18 protein-coding genes are annotated in these 18,895 nt (G+C 38.4%); 14 read left to right on the plus strand and 4 right to left on the minus strand.

All coding sequences use genetic code 11. From position 1 onward, the window contains the following. Window positions 1-384: 384 nt before the first annotated feature. The 5 genes from sufC to sufB are packed head-to-tail and all read left to right on the plus strand — an operon-like array spanning window position 385 to window position 5,557. Window positions 385-1,158, plus strand: a complete 774-nt coding sequence (gene sufC / locus JHE06_RS02380; RefSeq protein ID WP_201089297.1) for a Fe-S cluster assembly ATPase SufC — start codon at window positions 385-387, stop codon at window positions 1,156-1,158. Between the two features lie 15 nt (window positions 1,159-1,173). Next, complete coding sequence (gene sufD, locus JHE06_RS02385; RefSeq protein WP_201089299.1) at window positions 1,174-2,460, plus strand: Fe-S cluster assembly protein SufD; 1,287 nt, start codon at window positions 1,174-1,176, stop codon at window positions 2,458-2,460. After that, complete coding sequence (locus JHE06_RS02390; RefSeq protein WP_201089301.1) at window positions 2,457-3,695, plus strand: cysteine desulfurase; 1,239 nt, start codon at window positions 2,457-2,459, stop codon at window positions 3,693-3,695. The genes sufD and JHE06_RS02390 overlap by 4 nt, the downstream gene beginning before the upstream one ends. After that, on the plus strand, window positions 3,682-4,131 hold the full coding sequence (sufU, locus tag JHE06_RS02395) for a Fe-S cluster assembly sulfur transfer protein SufU (protein WP_201089303.1): 450 nt from the start codon (window positions 3,682-3,684) through the stop codon (window positions 4,129-4,131). Before JHE06_RS02390 ends, sufU begins: the two co-directional genes overlap by 14 nt. Window positions 4,132-4,162: 31 nt before the next feature. Beyond that, window positions 4,163-5,557, plus strand: a complete 1,395-nt coding sequence (gene sufB, locus JHE06_RS02400; RefSeq protein ID WP_201089306.1) for a Fe-S cluster assembly protein SufB — start codon at window positions 4,163-4,165, stop codon at window positions 5,555-5,557. Between the two features lie 422 nt (window positions 5,558-5,979). On the opposite strand, the gene JHE06_RS02405 is transcribed toward sufB, so the two are convergent. Next, window positions 5,980-6,378: a VOC family protein gene (locus JHE06_RS02405; protein ID WP_201089308.1), complete on the minus strand. Its 399-nt coding sequence runs from the start codon at window positions 6,376-6,378 to the stop codon at window positions 5,980-5,982. A 348-nt stretch (window positions 6,379-6,726) separates the two neighbouring features. Continuing rightward, entirely contained in the window at window positions 6,727-8,175 is a 1,449-nt protein-coding gene (locus tag JHE06_RS02410) for a WD40/YVTN/BNR-like repeat-containing protein (protein WP_236253535.1), read from the minus strand. Window positions 8,176-8,389: 214 nt separating this feature from the next. On the opposite strand from JHE06_RS02410, the gene JHE06_RS02415 reads away from it, so the two are divergent. Next, entirely contained in the window at window positions 8,390-9,097 is a 708-nt protein-coding gene (locus JHE06_RS02415; protein WP_058919982.1) for a DsbA family oxidoreductase, read from the plus strand. Window positions 9,098-9,397: 300 nt separating this feature from the next. After that, window positions 9,398-11,176: a DUF2207 domain-containing protein gene (locus tag JHE06_RS02420; protein WP_236253536.1), complete on the plus strand. Its 1,779-nt coding sequence runs from the start codon at window positions 9,398-9,400 to the stop codon at window positions 11,174-11,176. 115 nt (window positions 11,177-11,291) lie between these two features. Here JHE06_RS02420 and JHE06_RS02425 read toward each other — a convergent pair whose 3' ends face one another. Then, window positions 11,292-12,179, minus strand: coding sequence for a GIY-YIG nuclease family protein (locus tag JHE06_RS02425; protein WP_201089310.1), 888 nt, complete (start codon window positions 12,177-12,179; stop codon window positions 11,292-11,294). A gap of 110 nt (window positions 12,180-12,289) precedes the next feature. Next, window positions 12,290-12,772 carry a DNA-deoxyinosine glycosylase gene (locus JHE06_RS02430; protein ID WP_201089312.1) on the minus strand — a complete coding sequence of 161 codons (483 nt, stop codon included), beginning with the start codon at window positions 12,770-12,772 and terminating at the stop codon, window positions 12,290-12,292. A 526-nt stretch (window positions 12,773-13,298) separates the two neighbouring features. Here JHE06_RS02430 and JHE06_RS02435 point away from each other — a divergent pair. The 7 genes from JHE06_RS02435 (at window position 13,299) to hxlB (ending at window position 18,891) form a co-directional block, all read left to right on the plus strand. Next, window positions 13,299-14,288 carry a LacI family DNA-binding transcriptional regulator gene (locus JHE06_RS02435; protein ID WP_201089314.1) on the plus strand — a complete coding sequence of 330 codons (990 nt, stop codon included), beginning with the start codon at window positions 13,299-13,301 and terminating at the stop codon, window positions 14,286-14,288. A 176-nt stretch (window positions 14,289-14,464) separates the two neighbouring features. Next, window positions 14,465-15,202, plus strand: coding sequence for a sugar phosphate isomerase/epimerase family protein (locus JHE06_RS02440; protein WP_201089316.1), 738 nt, complete (start codon window positions 14,465-14,467; stop codon window positions 15,200-15,202). Window positions 15,203-15,204: 2 nt separating this feature from the next. Continuing rightward, window positions 15,205-15,450 (plus strand): hypothetical protein, encoded by a 246-nt coding sequence (locus JHE06_RS02445; RefSeq protein ID WP_201089318.1) that lies wholly within the window; start codon window positions 15,205-15,207, stop codon window positions 15,448-15,450. A 14-nt stretch (window positions 15,451-15,464) separates the two neighbouring features. Next, window positions 15,465-16,736 (plus strand): hypothetical protein, encoded by a 1,272-nt coding sequence (locus JHE06_RS02450; protein WP_035029732.1) that lies wholly within the window; start codon window positions 15,465-15,467, stop codon window positions 16,734-16,736. Between the two features lie 27 nt (window positions 16,737-16,763). Next, window positions 16,764-17,726 carry a sugar kinase gene (locus tag JHE06_RS02455; RefSeq protein WP_201089320.1) on the plus strand — a complete coding sequence of 321 codons (963 nt, stop codon included), beginning with the start codon at window positions 16,764-16,766 and terminating at the stop codon, window positions 17,724-17,726. Next, a complete protein-coding gene (locus JHE06_RS02460; RefSeq protein WP_201089322.1) occupies window positions 17,726-18,352 on the plus strand; it encodes an orotidine 5'-phosphate decarboxylase / HUMPS family protein in 627 nt (208 codons plus the stop codon). The genes JHE06_RS02455 and JHE06_RS02460 overlap by 1 nt, the downstream gene beginning before the upstream one ends. Next, complete coding sequence (gene hxlB / locus JHE06_RS02465) at window positions 18,349-18,891, plus strand: 6-phospho-3-hexuloisomerase (protein ID WP_035029721.1); 543 nt, start codon at window positions 18,349-18,351, stop codon at window positions 18,889-18,891. The genes JHE06_RS02460 and hxlB overlap by 4 nt, the downstream gene beginning before the upstream one ends. The last annotated feature ends 4 nt before the right edge of the window (window positions 18,892-18,895 follow it).

Genomic DNA, 18,895 nt, shown 5'->3' on the forward strand with positions numbered 1-18,895 from the left:
GAGTAGCTGCATGAAAAAGACTTTTGTCTAGTTTACCTTATTTTCAGCAGAAAAGTAAGTATCTCTCCTTATTGATTCAACTACAGCCGGTAGTGAAATTTTCGGTTCCGAAAATTTTCTGATTAGTGCTAAAAAGGAGAGAGTTTGTCTCAAAAACAGGGAAACGTGATTTGACTGCTATTAAACCTCAAAAACATCTTGTCGGTCTGTCTAATTGAGAACAAGAAAAACCAGCTAAAAGCTTTTATTTGGAAGACGTCTTTTATCTCATCGTTCATTGCGTAAAATAACCAATTGAGCTAAAATGAAAGCGACAGAGAAAGGGTTTACTCTTTTTTGATACGAACTAAAAAATAAGAAAACAACTAAAGGAGTTTTTTGGTTATGGCAGTCTTAGAGATCACTAATTTACATGTTTCAATCGAAGGAAAAGAAATTTTAAAAGGTGTCAATATGACTATTAATACGGGCGAAATCCATGCAATCATGGGTCCGAATGGAACAGGCAAATCAACGTTAGCAGCAGCCATCATGGGGCATCCTAGTTATGAAGTGACCGAAGGAACAATTTTTCTAGATGGGGAGAATATTTTAGACATGGCCGTCGACGAACGAGCCCGTGCCGGATTATTTTTAGGAGTCCAATACCCTAGTGAAATAGCGGGAATCACCAATGCTGAATTTATGCGGGCAGCTATCAATGCACGCAGGCCTGAAGATGATAAAATCTCCGTGATGAATTTTATCCGAAAGATGGACGAGAAAATGGCGGTGCTGGATATGCCGGAAGAAATGGCTGAACGGTACTTAAACGAGGGATTTTCTGGCGGAGAGAAAAAACGCAATGAAATCTTGCAATTGATGATGATTGAACCGACTTTTGCTATTTTAGACGAAATCGATTCTGGTTTAGATATCGATGCGTTAAAAGTTGTGTCTAAAGGCGTTAATGAAATGCGGGGGAAAGACTTTGGAGCATTGATCATCACCCATTACCAACGCTTATTAAATTATGTCACACCGGATGTCGTACACGTGATGATGAATGGCGTAGTGGTTAAAACCGGCGGCGCAGAGTTGGCGAAACGATTAGAAGCAGAAGGCTATAAAGGCATCCGCGATGAATTGGGCTTAGACGTTGAATTAGGTGACGAATAGGGAGGGGGAATCAAGATGAACGAAACAAACTTTATGGATCAACTTGATGCCGTTCGCGATTTTTCATTGATCCACGGTGAGCCGGAATGGATGCTGCAGCTTCGATTAGCAGCGTTGGAGAAGATCGATGAGTTGGCGTTGCCTGTTATTGAACGGGTGCGTTATCACCGATGGCCGTTGTTAGAAGCACCTAATTTTTCAGTAATGGAAGATCCCGTTTTCTTGGCAGAAGATTTTTTGATCGACGCTAGCGATGCGCCTAAAATCATCCAAGTCGGTTCACAAACCGCTTTGGAACAGCTGCCGATGGAATTGATTGAACAAGGCGTTATTTTTACAGACATTTTTACCGCAATGGAAGAACACCCGGAATTGCTAGAAGAAGCGTATATGCAGTTAGCTGTCAAACCAGATGAAGATAAGTTGACAGCCTTTCATGCTGCGTTTATGAACAGCGGTGTTTTCTTGTATGTGCCTAAGAATGTTGTGATCGAAGAGCCTCTGGAAGCTGTCTTTGTCCAAAATAGTCAAGCCAGCACTAGTTTTATCAAACACGTCTTGATTTATGCAGAAGCCAACAGTGAATTTACGTATGTCGAAAAATACCAAACGATTGGCGAGACAAGCAATGCTGCTAACATCGTCGCAGAAGTCATTACAAAACCAGGAGCAAAAGTGAAGTTTTCAGCAGTAGATGAATTAGGCGAACAGACGACTTCTTACTTTAATCGCCGCGGCCATTTATTAGGCGATTCGCAAATCGAATGGGCGATTGGGGTCATGAACCAAGGCGATGTAATCGCCGACTTTGATTCGGATTTGATCGGCGAAGGTTCGCACAGTGAAATAAAAGTCGTTGCTATCAGCATGGGCAAACAAATCCAAGCCATCGATACGCGTGTGACCAATTATGGCCGGCATTCGATTGGACATATCTTGCAGCATGGTGTTATCCGCGAGAAAGCAACGCTGACATTCAACGGTATCGGCCACATTATCAAAGGCGCTAAAGGAGCCGATGCCCAACAAGAAAGCCGTATTTTGATGCTGTCCGATAAAGCGCGTGGAGATGCGAATCCGATTTTGTTGATCGACGAAAACGATGTGACAGCGGGACATGCTGCCAGTGTCGGCCGAGTGGATCCGGAAGAAATGTACTATTTGATGAGTCGCGGTATACCGAAAGAAGAAGCGGAACGCTTAGTGATTCGCGGCTTTTTAGGTTCAGTGATTTTGGCGATCCCATTGAAAGCGACGCGTGATGAATTAGTGGAAACCATTGAAGGGAAGCTAACCAAATGAACCAGCACGGCGAAGCATGGAAAAAAGATTTTCCGATTTTAGATCAGCAAGTCAATGATGAACCGCTGGTTTATTTAGACAGCGCAGCAACCAGCCAAAAACCGACGCAAGTATTGCAGGCAGTCGAAACGTATTATCAAACAGCCAATGCCAATGTTCACCGCGGTGTTCATACCTTAGCGGAGCGGGCAACGGCGCAATACGAAGCAGCGCGCGAAAAAGTCCAACAGTTTATCCATGCGAAAGAAACAGCAGAAATCTTGTTTACGCGCGGCACGACCACCAGCTTGAACTGGGTGGCAAAAAGTTACGGTGAAGCGAATGTGAATGAGGGCGATGAAATCGTGATTTCTTATATGGAACACCATTCCAATATCGTTCCTTGGCAGCAGCTCGCTAAAAGAACCAAAGCGACATTGAAATACATTGCGTTGACAGCAGACGGACAATTAGACTTGGACAGTGCAGCACAACAAATTACACCGCGTACAAAAATCGTCGCATTGACCCATGTATCGAATGTACTGGGCAGTGTCAATCCAATCGCTGAACTGACTCGAATGGCACATGCTGTGGGAGCTGTCATCGTCGTTGATGGAGCACAAGCTGTTCCGCATATGGCGGTCGATGTGCAACAATTAAACGTTGATTTTTATGCCTTTAGCGGCCACAAAATGCTGGGACCGACTGGCATTGGCATTTTGTATGGCAAACGGGCTTTATTAGAACAAATGGAACCTGTAGAATTTGGCGGCGAGATGATCGACTTTGTCCATGAGCAAGAAAGCACGTGGACCGAACTGCCGTGGAAATTCGAAGCGGGGACGCCGAATATCGCAGGAGCGATCGGCTTAGGTGCAGCGATAGATTATTTAACCCAAGCAGGTTTAGATAACATTTATGCGCACGAACAAGAACTGGTCGCTTACTTGCTGCCCAAACTTCAAGCCATTCCAGATGTAGTGGTTTACGGACCAATCGATGCAATTGAACGCACCGGAGTTGTGACGTTTAACTTGGAAGGCGTTCATCCGCATGATTTGGCCACGGCATTAGATATACAAGGCGTGGCCGTTCGTGCTGGACACCATTGTGCACAGCCGTTAATGCAGTACTTAAAGGTTTCGTCAACGGTTCGTGCCAGCTTTTACTTATACAATACAACCGCGGATGCAGACCGTTTAGTAGAAGCACTGATAGCCGCAAAGGAGTTTTTCAATCATGGCACTATCTAGATTAGATCAATTATACCGGCAAGTAATTCTCGATCATTCCAGCCATCCTCACCATCATGGCCAATTGGAAAGCGCGACAAACCAAATCGAATTGAATAACCCGACTTGCGGCGATGTGATCCAGCTGCAGTTGATACTTGAGGAAGACCGAATCAAAGATATTCGCTTTTCAGGCAGCGGCTGTGCCATCAGTACAGCCAGTGCCAGTATGATGACCGATGCAGTGATCGGCCGCACAGCAGAAGAAGCCTTGGGATTAGTCGACCAGTTCTCGCTGCTGGTCCAAGGCAAAGAAGACGAGAACACGGCAACATTAGGAGACGCTGTTATTCTTAGCGGGGTTTCAAAATTTCCTGCCCGTATCCGTTGTGCAACATTAGCATGGAAAGGGCTCGAAAAAGCTTTGATTGAAGCCCAAGAACAAAAGAACAAGTAAAAGAGAAGAAGAGCGAAAGGAGTTCTTGAACATGAGCGACGTACCAGAAACACAAGAGTACCAATTTGGTTTCCATGACGATGTCGAATCGGTTTATACCACTGGAAAAGGGATTTCAGAAGATATCATTCGAGAAATATCTGGTCGTAAAGACGAACCGGAATGGATGCTGGATTTTCGGTTGAAGTCTTTCCGTCATTATGAGAGCCGGCCAATGCCGAAATGGGGCGCAGATTTGTCGGAGATCAATTTTGATGAAATTACGTATTATAAAAAATCCAGCAACAAACCGGAACGCAGCTGGGAAGATGTACCGGATAAAATCAAAGAAACCTTTGAACGAATCGGAATTCCTGAAGCGGAACGCAAATATTTGGCCGGTGCCGGAGCCCAATACGAATCAGAAGTCGTTTACCACAATATGAAAGAAGAATTCGAAAAAATGGGCATCGTCTTTTTAGATACGGACAGCGCCTTAAAAGAGTATCCAGAAATATTCAAAGAACATTTTGCAACGGTTGTCCCGCCGACTGATAACAAATTAGCCGCCTTAAACTCAGCTGCTTGGTCAGGCGGAACGTTTATCTATGTACCCAAAGGCGTCCGCTGCGAAGTCCCATTGCAAATGTATTTCCGCATCAATGACGAAGGTATGGGTCAATTTGAACGGACATTGATCGTAGTGGATGAAGGAGCCAGTGTCCATTATGTTGAAGGCTGTACGGCACCAACCTTTTCGTCTAGCAGTTTACATGCCGCGATCGTAGAAATCGTCGTCAAAAAAGACGCTTACTGCCGCTACACGACCATCCAAAACTGGTCTGACAATGTCTACAACCTAGTGACTAAAAGAGCCACAGTCGATGCAGGCGGTACGATGGAATGGATCGACGGCAACTTAGGCGCGAAAACCACCATGAAATACCCGAGCGTTTACTTAAACGGGAACGGAGCTCGCGGTACTATGCTGTCTATCGCGATGGCCGGTGCCGGACAAAACCAAGATACCGGAGCAAAAATGATTCACAATGCTCCCAACACATCCAGCTCAATTGTTTCCAAATCAATTGCTCATGACGGCGGAGAAGTCAACTACCGCGGACAAGTGACGTTCGGGAAAAACTCAGGCGGATCGATTTCACATATCGAATGCGACACGATCATTATGGATGATTTGTCTAAATCCGATACGATTCCTTTCAATGAAATCCATAACGGCAATGTGTCGCTGGAACACGAAGCTAAAGTATCCAAAATTTCCGAAGAACAACTGTACTACCTGATGAGCCGCGGTTTGACCGAAGAAGCAGCCACTGAAATGATCATCATGGGCTTCGTCGAACCCTTCTCCAAAGAACTGCCGATGGAATATGCGGTGGAATTGAATCGGTTGATTGCTTATGAGATGGAAGGGTCAGTGGGGTAATAAACATAAAGAAACACTGTGTCAAATCAGTTTGATACAGTGTTTGTAGTAGACATCTAAGGCGGAATTTAGCTGCTGCTTTAGGTGTTTTTTTACTTTTTTTAAATTATTTGTTGCCTTTAAGCAAACAACGAGTGTATGTATTAAAAGGAAAAAGGTCTATTATTTCTTGTTTTACTTCATCTGGAAATGATAAAGACATTCATAAAAATATTCATGTAGAACAAGAATATTTACCAATTAGTATCGTTCTCGTTGTAGGAGAAGTTATGTATGCTCACGTAATGATTCGGTTTCTTTAAAACAACCAATAGAAAGAGATGAAGGAGTGTTTATATAAGAGGAATTTTGCAGTTAAGAACGCAATTATTTACTTCAAAAAACCGTCAGAGGTTTTCTCTGACGGTTCGAAAACTACTTATTTACATCGCCATCCAATTGGGTTCTAAAATGTTTCCGTCTGGATCTTCCACTTCAAGTCCGAACATTTGATCCTCGGGTATCCCCATATCTACTTTGTAAAAATCACCGCCATTGGCTTTAGCTGTTTCAGCAAATTTTTTAACTGCATCAGCACTATCCATGCTGAATGCAATGAGAGAACTGCTGGTTGTTTGAGTATCTGCAATTGTTTTGTCTTTAATAAAACAGCTGTAAAATTCGTGGTTAAGCAGCATAATCCAAAAGTGATCATCCCAAACCATTGAGACAGCTTCGTCTGTTGAAAATTCTTTGTTTTTAGTAAATCCTAATTTTTCATAAAATGCAGCCGAACGATTGACATCAGAGACAGGAAAATTGACAAAAACCATTGTTGTCATAAAAATCCTCCGTTCTTTTCATTTTTTGGTTCTACTACGAATATAGCATCTCACGAGGGGATATGTTTGTCAAAAATAGTCGATTAAATTATGCTTATTCTTATAAGGTTAAGCCAACTTTATAAGAGTAAGAAAAGAACCCTTTTAATGACAATAAAGCAGGTTATAGCAAAGAACGAAAATAATAGTTTTATGATTGGTATTCAGTGTTTTTCTCTTTATATTAATTAACCTATTTATGGCTGTATCTGTTCTCTGCTTGACCAGTTGATTAGTTGAAGAGGGCAGTAGAGTAAAATAAAAAAGCTAGAAACACAGACTAAAAGTGTTTTTAGCTTTCTTTTATATTTATATAATCTCTTCTGCGTATTCCCATGTCGCACCATCATCGGTTGACCGATAAAGGACTTTACTGCCTCCGTTATGATCACCGTCTTCTCCTTGTCCGACTAGAAGGAAAAGATTTCCGTTTTCTTTAGAGGGCATTTCTGGAAAATCAAAAGGAGCGTATTTCTCAGTATCTGTTAAAGGAACTTCAATAGTTGGCAGGTCTACTTTTTCAAAAGTGCTGCCGCCGTCGGTTGTCCGATATAAATCTGCATAGGTTGAACCGCCGTGAGCCAGTCCAATAAACCCAAGTTTTTCATCAATAAAAGTTATACCTGTTGAAGTACCTATTTCTCCTGAAAATGGATCAGGATTGAATGTTTCCCAAGTATTCCCGCCATCTAAGGTTTGGTTCAAGGTATAAAAACGAGAACCTGCAGCAGCATCGACTACACTTAATTGATAGCCTAAATACTCATTTATAAAGTAAGTCTCCTCATCATTCTTATCCTGATTGGCTGTGCTTACTTTATCCTGTAATGAATCGGATATCGAGGAATAATCAACAAAACGGACGGGGGTGATTCCGCTGCTATTCGGCGCATAGACCGAAATAGTGTAACCTGTAATTTCATCCTTGGCGGTTTCTATTGGGAAGGTATCGCCTTCTTCGTCAAAATAAAGAATTCCTTCAGTATTGTACCCCCAGCTCCGGTAACCGGCATAATAGATGCCAAGTGTCTCTTCGTTCCAGTCATCAACAGTTTCTTTTATAGGAAGGTTCTTCACATTATTGATCAGTGGTCGGAGCTTCATAGTTTCATCAAAAGGTGTATCCGTATAACCATTTAAGTACACAGTGATGTCATTGCTTTTCGAACGGTCATAATCAATCAAAAAACTCTTTATCTCACCATCGTCATTTAAGCCATATAAAAAGCTGTAGAGAGAAGTGATTTGACCGTCTTTAGTGAACGTTAAGTCGAAATGATTGCTGAGATACAATTCATTTGGCAAATCAATTTTAGTTTGAAGGTCTGCAAATAGTCCATCTAAGTCATCTTTGTATACATTATCATGAACAAATTCTACTTTACGCTTATTGAATAAGTCTTCAATGACAAACGCTAATTTTCCTTGAAGATTTGTGCCGCTTTGGTAGATATTTATTCCAGTGGCAAATGTAATGACAACTAAAGAAATCGTGCTGACCATCACCCATAACTTGCTGATCTTTTCTAAAGCAGAAGAAGTGCGCTTTTTAGTTGTGCTTCTCTTCCGTTTAGACCGATACAAGCACCAAGCAAACCAAATGAACAAACTAAGAAAAGCGATTAAGATAATCGGCGCTCTTAGTGCAACTCCACCATATTTAGCAAGCAGAGATAAGGAACAACAACCGATACCGTATACAACTACGATAATGGGATTAAAAACAAGAGCTCTCCATTTGTAATCTTTTTTCTTCAATTAGACATCTCCCTTATCAAGTGAACCATTTTCGACAATAGTCTATGACTTATTTTACCATTTGTAAAGCTTTTTTAGCTTTATCTATTTTGGAAAATATGTTTGAATGGAATAGATAAGTTGATACGAGATTTTATTTAAGTTACAATAAGTAAGTGAATATAAATACCTTAAACCGATAAAAATAAAAAAGTTAACGACTAGGAGTGTTGAAATGCAAGTAGAATTTTTTCATGATGTGATTTGCAGTTTTTGTTTTCCCATGTCTTACCGTATGAGGAAAGTGGCTAAAAAGTACCCAAAACTAGAGATTATTCATCGTTCATTTGCTTTAGGATGGGAAAAAGAGCAATTCATTCAAATGTTTGGTTCTCATGAAGCGGTCAAACCTGAAGTGATTCACCATTGGGAACAGGCTAACCAAAACGATGACGAACATCGTTTCAATATTGAAGGAATGAAAGAGCAAGACTTCTTATTCCCAACATCTAAAAATGGATTAAAAGCCTCGAAAGCTGCTGGAATGATCGCTGACCAAGAAGCGTATTGGGCTGTTTTTGATGGTTTACAACAGGCTTTATTCGTAGAAAACAGAAATGTATCTGACTTGGCGGTTATTGAAAATGTGGTGAAGCAAACGGCTGTTGATTTTGATGCTTGGAAAGCACAATTCGAGAGTCCGGAAACTGAACAAGCTGTTATGGAAGATTTGCAACGAGTAAAAGCTTATGGTATCCAAGGAGCTCCTGCAATAGTGGTAAATCAAAAATATTTGATCAGCGGGGCGCAGCCTCAAGAAGTGATCGAACAAACGATTGAAAAAATTGCTGAAGAAGAAGGGTTTCAATTAAAAGGATTAACCTTAATGGGGTCAGATGCTGCAACGTGCAACATGGTTGATGGCAAATGGATTTGTGACTAACAACCCATTAAATTAATATACAAATATTTGAAAGAGAGCTTAATGTTATTCCTATGCATTAGTTATACGCTAATGACCAAGGAGATAACGATAAAGCTCTTTTTTTTTTGCATAATCAGAACAAATAAAAACTCTCTATCAGCTTTTATTTAGGATAACGTTTCCTAGAGTGTATGAATATTGTGTATACTATACGTACATAGAAACTAATGGACATGAAACGGTTATCAGCACTAATTGAAAACAGTTATACAGTTAAAAGAAATGAATTTATAGACAAAAGAAAGAGGGGATATAGAGATGAATAAAAGAGTAAGAAGGTTGTTGGGTATTGGAGTTGCTTTTCTGTTTAGTATGACTTTTGGTGAAACGGTTTTTGCGGAAAATGAACTATCGGATATGACCATTGAAGTTGAGTTGCAAGAAGACGGATCTGGGATTGTCACAGAACATAGAAAAATGATTATGGACGATGGTACTGAATTGTATATTGTGTTGGATGATCTGCAGGATTCTGCATTGCTTGATTTTTCAGTAGCTGGTTTTCAAGAGGTGAAAGATTGGGATGCAGATGCTTCATTAGAGGAAAAGGCTGGTCACTATGGCACTGTAGAAACGGGTAGCGGATTAGAGCTCATCTGGGGTATTGGCGAATATGGAGAAAATGAATACGAAGTGTCTTATACTTTATCAAATTTAGTTCGTGAATTGGAAGATGGGCAGGCATTGCTATGGAATTTTGATACCTTTTCTGATATTCCAGCAGAAAATTTAACGGTTGAAATTACGGGGGTTGAACCCTTTACAGAAGAAAATGTCCGCTTCTGGGGATTTGGTTTTGAAGGGGATCTTCAATTAGAAGGCGATACGGTCGTTTGGAGAGCTGAGGAAGAAGTGGACAGCAGTAAAGATGTAACGGCACTGCTCCAATTTCCCCAAGGACTGTTTAATACACAAGCCAGTGTAGATATGACTTTGGAAGAACAGCGCGAAATGGCCATGGATGGCTCAGCTTATAATGACGGGGCTTCTTCTAATACGGTTCCGATAGTTATTATTTCTCTATTAGCGGTTGCTGGCGGAGGAAGTGTTGTTTTGGGAACCAAGTATTACAAGAATTTAAAAAAAGCGAAAGAAGAAGCTGGGCAAATGCGTTCAGGAGCACAGAGGATCAAAGAGAATAGTGAGGTGTTTTTAGAAGAAGTTCCGTATCATGGCGAAGATTTTGCAGGAATTGCTTATTTGCTGCAAGACATTCAAAAAGGGTATTTCGAAGATTACTTCTCAGCTTATTTATTGAAATGGTTATCAGAAGAACGGATCCTTATCCATACAACTGAAGATAAAACGATGTTTGGGGATGATTTTGATACGGAAATAGAAATTATTCATTTTGAAGAAGAGCATGCACGTTATCCTCAATCGTTTACTGATTTTGTGGATAAAATAGAGACGAATCATAAAGTAAGTTATGAGACCGGATTGTGGCTCATGTTATTGGATGCTTCAAACAGTAGAGGTTTCATTGAAGACGATAAAATGAAGAAATGGGCAAAAAAACATGCCAAAGAAGTAGAAACCTTTGCAGATTATTTGATCGATTACTCAAAAGAGTATCTAGAAAAAGAAAACCTCATTTCATTTAAAGAAATCGAAGTATGGAGCACGAAACATGAGGTGGCTATTGCTAGTCCTGAAGGCGACAAGTTGTTTGATCGTCTAGTTCAATTTGATAATTATTTAGAAGAAATCGAATTAGACGGTTTTGCTGACAACACCAATCCTTTCTCTTTTGAAGAATTTTTATTCTGGAATACCTTGTACTTTAAAAGTGAGGAAATAACAAAGGAATTCAAGGAAATGATTCCAAATCCGAATAATGTCTCTGGAGAGAATAACTTTATCTATTATTACTGGTATTGGAACGGTATGACAGGATTCAGAAAAAATTGGTCCACTGGATTAGCTAGCGGCGGATTCCATTCAAGTGCTTCATCAGCAGTATCCGGAACAGGAGGCTCAACTTCATTTGGTGGAGGAGCAGGTGCCGGTGGTGGAGGCGGCGGAGGGGCTCGGTAAGCGGAGAATCTCTTTATAGTTAGATGTATGTTAATTAGTTTTAAATAAAAAAAGACAAAATATCATATAAAGGTATTTTGTCTTTTTGCTGTTATTAATTTAGTTTATTGCATTTCTAATCAAATCCTATATATACTCTTTCACTTTGAATATTACAAGGTACTCCATTGCTATCAACGTATTGATAGCCTGTCAGTTTGATATGATCGGGGAAAAGTTGAACCCCATCTATTTCTGTGACTGGTTCGGCATACTGGTAAAAATCATATCTTATTTGCTTTCTTCCAGATGTAGTTTCTCCTTGGATTGCTTTGTATCTAGGGCTATCCTTAATGATTCTAAAAGCACTTACGATCATGCCGCTTCCTGGGTAGACCCCTAGAATATATTCTATATTGCTTGCTTTATCTAAACTCATTACCCAATTACCTAAAGTTCTTTTTTTCAAGGCTTTGGATTCGGGATTATACATTTCTTCAGCTTTTAAATCTCGATTAGAATCAGATCTATCTTTTGTAGGATTGATTTTTACAAACATAATTTTATGATGACTTAGTTGATTGATATCAACAGGTTTTGGACTAAGTGCATCTTGCAATAGCTCCGCTCTTCCAAATGTTTGTAGTGCTTCCTTTTGACTATCAGAACGATGTCCACTCATAATATTGGTCAGTTTTTTAACGTTAAGATTTTGATCATCAATTAGTTTACAAAAATTAATAACCGCATTTTCTACGTGGAAAGCTTCATCTTCACTTAATCCAAAAGTCAAAATATACTTCTCAACTTCCATACCAATTGAGTGAATATTCTTTATTTCATTTAATTTTTTCTTTTCCACAAGGTCATTAGAGAAGTCAACTTTTAGATAATCTTGTTCATGAGCAAATACCCTGTTCCTAGTTCCTTTACCAATATAAAAAACTGTATGGTTAATAGGATTAACTAACACATAAATATAATAACCCAGCTGAGTAATCACTTCTTCTGTAAAACGATTCATTCCATTCTTTCCTCCATATCGGCTATAAAATACATGTTAAAAGCTTTGAAAAATATCATTTTAGTGTGTAAAAAAACAGAAAACCTTTTTTGTTATCAACGAATCGTTCTCTAAGAAAGAAAAGTAGTTTGGAGAGTCTCTTTCCATTCTATTTTTCTTTCTTCTGCTTTACCGTTGTTTGCGCCACTAGTGGATAAACACTTTATAACAGTGTAGTGCTCAAAAATAGTTGACTTTACAACTTCTTGATAAGCTTTGTTCCCATTTGCAATGACAAGTTTAATGGAAGCAGTTGAAAGTAATGTATCAAAGTCATTTAATTTCGTTTGTCTAAAGTTACTATCTAAACTCCCCATTCTATCAAAATGACTATAAATATCCCATAAGCCGAGTTTATTTTGTAACAGTAGTTCCAACCGTTTTTCATAGTCGAGTGGATCAGTAGTGTTTAGGCATTCAGAGATAATTTTCCAAAATTGGTTCCCTTTATTGGCATAATATTGTTGCAATTCTAATGACTTCACACTTGGGGCACTGCCGAGTATTAAGATTTTAGTACTTTCATCATAGATTGCATCTAAACCATTTTTCATCATTTTTTCTCCTTACTATTAAATTAATTTGTTTTTTAGTAGAGATTTTTTATCTATAGGTAAAAAATGAAGCTTTATCTTTCAATTGTATAGCAAAAATGTAAGAATTCCTAGAAGCGCCATCACGATTGTGGTAGCTGTTTATTTCTCCGGTATTGCTTCTAATTTTACTGAATGTATATTTAAATTATGCTTAAACAGGACGAGTAAAAATAGGTAGTATGTAGTTGATAGATGTTTAAACTAAAGCTTGGAGGGCATAACTAATGAAATAAAAAATTAAGAGAAGCGAAAGTATAACGAATAAATGAGTATCTTAATTACTTAATTAAGATAACCTTGAAATACCTTTTAGGAGTGGAGTAGTTAGAAAAATGGCTTATTAATTTAGAATGTATTCTACTCAGTAAAATGAAAGAACAAGCTTTGCAGAACTGCTATCAGATAGCAGTTGATAAGTAGCTGGAAATTAGCGATAATGTTAGGTGAAGGAAGATTGAAAAAGCTTCAGTAAGGAAGTGGATGGATGAGGAAAAATGTAACGATTTCTCAAGTTGCCGAAAAAGCGGGTGTATCTAAAACAACGATTTCTCGATTTTTAAATGGGCATTATGGCAATATGTCTAAAGAAACGAAAGAGCGCATTGCTCAAACTATTGTGGATTTGAAATACCGGCCTAACCGCCAAGCACAAGCTTTAAAGTCTAAGCGCAGCTATTTAATTGGTATCGTAGTAGCCGACATCTCAAACATGTATTCTTCTTTATTACTAAAAGGAATTGGGGAAGTTTTAGGAAAAGTTGAGTATCAAATGATTATTGTTGATGCTGCTAATTCAGTTAAGCAGGAAAGAGAGCTTTTAGAAAAACTGGTTGACCAGGGAGTAGAAGGGATTATTCTTCAAGCTTCTTCACGTGATGCCTCACATTATGACTTTTTAGAAGATGCTAACATTCCTTTACTCTTAGTTGACAGACAAACAGAACCGCTTAAGTGGCCGTTGATTGCTTCTGATAATGTGGAAGCTACTCAAAGATTGATGGAAGTCGTATTGGATAAAGGGTATGAAAAAATCGTTGTCGTTAGTGAACCATTAGCAGATATCGTTACTCGAGAGTTGCGCTATCAAACAGTCAAAGAATTGACAGACGCAGCAAATAGAGAATTGGTGTTGATAGAAACAAATTTTGAGGCAAGTTTAAAATCAGAAATAGTGACATTCGTCAAAGATCCTAAAAAAACTGTGTTATTTGCTTCAAATGGACGAGTTCTAATGCAACTGCTTACCATTCTAATTAATGAAAAGATAAAGATACCTGATGAAATTGGAATTACAGGATTTGATGATTGGAATTTAACTGCTTTGGTAGGACCTGGAATTACTAGTATTGAACAGCAAACAAGACTTATTGGAGAGACTGCTGGAGAGCAGATGATGAAATTTATTAATCACAACGAAACTTCTATAGAAAGACATATCGTTCCAGCTAAATTACAGTGGCGTAATTCCATATAATTTTTATATATATTTTTAGCAAACGAAAGAGCTTAGAGAACCAGTTTCTCAGGCTTTTTTTTATTTGTTCAAAGCAGAGTAAACATTTCGTGACTGAAAGCGCTTGACTTATTTAGGAAACCGGTTTACAATTTATTTATGGAAACCGGTTAACTAAATTTGAAAGGATGATTTTTATGATAGATAAAGGGTTAGTACTGAACATGTTAGTGTTTGCTGGAAAGGTTCAAAATGGGGCAGTTCAAAGTGATTTGATTGAAGAATCTGTTGCATTAGGCTTTAGAAAAATTGAAGTGCGAAGAGAGTATTTTAAAAATTTAGCAAACGAAATGGCTGATATTAAAAAACTAGTAGAAAAGTACGAATTAGAATTATTTTACAGTGTTCCTGATGAAGTGTTCGTAGACGGAAAAGTAAATTCTAAACTAGGTGATTATCTATTAGAAGCAATACAAATGGGAATTACACATATCAAGTGGAACATTGGGGATTTTGCAGGTTTTACAGGTGATTTAAGAGAATTAAAACCACTAACTGAGCAGGGGATTGAAGTGAATATTGAAAATGACCAGACGCAAACTTCTGGAACTATTTCAGCTATTGACACTTTTATGAAAGCGGTTGAAGAAGAAGGTTTGACTATTGGTTATGTTTATGACCTTGGAAATTGGCGGTTTGTTGGTGAAGACGAAAAAATAGCTGCAGAACAATTAGGAAAATATGTCAGCTATATTCATGTAAAAGATGTCATTTACATGGAAGGTAAACCACAAGCAGTTGGATTAGATCATGGAGAGATTGATTGGCGAGAAATTTTAAGCGTTTTACCTGGAAACGTCCCGGTAGCTATTGAATATCCAACTACAGAAAAACAAGAAATTCTTGATGCAAAAGCTTTATTGGAGGAGGAATAACCATGTCTGAACAACAAACAAAAATCGATCCTGAAAAATTTGCCTATCATTTTATGGATACTATGAAACAACCAGATTTTTCTACAAAAGAAATGGAAGTTGCAGCGAAAGAATCACTAGCTGCTTACTTAACAGCTTATTATCTTGTTCAACGTTTCAACAAATTAGAAAATAATTTTTTTACTGAAGACAGTCATCATAAAGTATCAACGTATCAAAAAATCTTAAGTGAGCTGAATCAGTACTAGGGAGGTGACAAATTATGAGCAGTGCAATTGTAGGTATTCTATTAGCCGCTACTTTTCTCGTTTTTATTGTTTATGCGATGAAAGGTGGAAATCTAACAGTTGGTTTCTTCGTAATGGCAGTCTTATGGACAATTATTGGAATGGTACCTTTTAACCAAGCAATCAAAGAAATTTTTACTGATCCTGTTCTAAACTATGGAAAGACAGCTGCCTATATTATTTTTGGGTCGTGGTTTGGGCGAGTTTTAGTCGATACAGGAATTGCAGGAAGCATTAGCCGACGAACAGAAAAAATCGGGAAAAAAAGTCCTGTATTAGCAACGATTTTAATTGCTTTGGTTATTGCATTGATTTTCACCAGCTCTTATGGAGTTGGTTCGGCAATCGCAGTTGGAGTTATTTTATTCCCTATTCTGTTTTCGATTGGTGTTCCTAAAAATATTGCTGTTTCCATTTTTACTATGTCCATTGGAGCAGCAATGTATGTCAACAATGTTTTATTCGTTCAGTTCCAAGTTTTCTTCCCTAAAGTTGAATGGGGATTGCATTATCAACGCTTTGGCTTTGTGGCGATGGCTGTTCAAATGATGATTGTGTTTATTTTCATCTTATTTCATGCTAAAAAGATCCGAAATGGGAAACCTGAAATCGTTGAAAGCGAAGAATCAGAAGAAATAGTAGAGGTTCCAATTTGGACATATATTTTGCCTGTCTTGCCAGTAGCTTTAAGTATTTTTGCAAAATGGGATGCTGTTCCTGCGTTGTTGTTATCTACGATCATTGCTTTTGCGGCGACAGGAAATATGAAAAGTTACACTCGCTTCGTTATGATGATGAATGAAACCGCTAAACACGCAATCAGTGATATTGCAGGTTTGTTGATTATGTTATTTGTTTTGACGATGTTCCAATCAGCTGCTATACATGCAATGTCAGGGTTTACTCCTATCTTCCAGCAAATTATTCCGGATAACAAGTTAATTTTAGTAATTATTATTGCTATTATTGCGCCTTTATCTTATTTCCGTGGGCCATTGATGCTTTATGGCGCAGGAGCTGCCACAGCAGCAATATTAGTTGGTACAGGAATGTTTGATCAATATTTCTTGTATGGTTTATTAGTAGTACCTTCAATGATGGGTATCTCAGCTTGTATTACTCAATCATGGAATTTATGGTCTGTTCAATACGCTAAAATCGATACAAAAACATTTTTATTAACAGGTTTGCCTTGGGCTTGGGGTGCGACAGTTATCAATCTCATTGCCGCTTATATTTTATTATAAAAAAATAGTTAAATGGAGGAATGAATCATGAGCGAATTTTTAACAATTGGAGAACCAATCGCATTATTTGGATCAGAAGAAGTAGATAAGAGCTTGAAAGATGCTAGTCATTTCCAAAAGTTTTTAGCAGGCGCAGAAGTTAATGTGACAGTAGGTGTTTCACGATTAGGCCATACCACACAGTACATTACAAAATTAGGTGAAGATCCTTTTGGAGAGTTTATTATTGACCAGTTGAATAAAAATAAAATCGGTACAGACTATATTGATGAAACCAAAGATCATTGGACAGCTTTTCAATTAAAAGACCGAGTCAGTACAGGTGATCCAAATATTTTCTATTTCCGCAAAGGATCAGCTGCTGCTCACTTTGATAAAACGATTTTAGATCGTATCGATTTTTCAGATGTTAAATTTGTTCATCTATCAGGAATTTTCCCAGCTATTTCTAAAGAAGCATTAGAAGGTTTCCGTTATTTAGTTCAATTACTAAAAGAACATCAGATTCGTACAACTTTTGATCCTAACTTGCGTCCGCAGTTATGGGAAAGCCAAGCGATAATGGTGGAGACGATCAATGAATTAGCTTCTCATGCAGAAATCATTTTACCTGGAATCAATGAAGGGGAAATTTTAATGGGAAGTCGCGACCCAGAAACAATTGCTGATTTTTACTTGCAAAATGGAGAAGTAACGCAAACGGTAATCGTTAAACTAGGAGAAGAAGGGGCATTTGTGAAACAAAAAAACGGAAAAAGTTTTACGGTTCCGGGATTCAAGGTAAAAGAAGTTGTTGATACAGTAGGCGCTGGAGATGGCTTTGCGGCAGGGTTGATTACTGCTTTGATTGAAGATAAGACATTAAAAGAAGCAGTTATCAGAGCGAATGCAATAGGGGCTTTAGCTGTTCAATCGCCCGGCGACAATGACGGCTACCCAACACCAGCAGAATTGGAAACCTTTTTAAATGAACATAAGGTCGTGAAATAATGAAATTACAAACAGCTATTGATCGTGTTTCATTAGAAGATGCCATAAGGTTAGCCCAAGAACTAAATGGGAAAACCGATATTCTTGAAATGGGTACTTCTTTAGTTAAAGATTACGGAAACCTTGCCATTGAGAAAATTCGCCAAGTGTTAACAGAAAGTGAATTATTAGTAGATATCAAGACAATTGATGAAGGAGCATACGAATTTCAACAAGGTTATTTTTATGGTGGGGATATTTTGACCGTAATGGGCGCAGCTTCTTATGATACGCTAAAAGCTTGCTACGAAGTAAGTCAAGAAAAAGGCAAAACCATGCTGATTGATTTATTGGAAGTCAACAATGCTAAAATAGAACAAATTCTAGAATTTGAAGAAGCTATTTTCTGCTTGCATCATTCCATTGATCGAAAAGACAAGTTAGATGCAACAGCTAGTGTGGCTGAATTTCGTAAGAATTTTCCTCAAGTGAAACGAATTGCTATTGCTGGAGGAATCGATTTGGAACAAGCAAAAGAACTAGCTGAACAAGGGCTGACAGAAATTGTCATTGTTGGTTCAAAAATCACAAAAAGCCAAGAACCTGCTAAAGCAGTGGAAATTTTTATGGAGGCGATTCATCAATGAGTACAATAGAAACCATTATGACCGAAATTAAACAAGTTATGGATTTAGTCAATGAAAACCAACTAGAGAAAGCTATGGCTTATTTTCAAAAAGATAAACGGATTTTTGTCCTTGGTGCTGGAAGAAGCGGCTTTCAAGCGAAAGGATTTGCGATGCGTTTGATGCATATTGGTTATACTGATTACGTTCTGGGAGAAACCATTACGCCTTCAATCCAAAAAGGCGATACTTGGGTCGCAATTTCTGGTTCAGGAACGACAAAAGGAATCGTTTCTGATACTGAAAAAGCGAAACAATTAGGGTTAGACATTGTTGTATTGACTAGCAATATTGAATCCCCTTTAGCTAAGCTAGCTGATCAAGTGATTGTTGTACCTGGTGCAACAAAAACGGGATCCGGCATCAAATCTGTTCAGTTGTTATCTTCTTTATTCGACCAAACAGTTCATATTGTTCTTGATGCGTTAACATTAAAATTAGCTCATCGCGATCAAACGTCAAATGAAGATGCACTTCATGAACATGTAAATATTGAGTAGGAGG

This window comes from Carnobacterium sp. CS13 (assembly GCF_016653495.1).
In the GTDB taxonomy this organism is placed as follows: domain Bacteria; phylum Bacillota; class Bacilli; order Lactobacillales; family Carnobacteriaceae; genus Carnobacterium_A; species Carnobacterium_A antarcticum.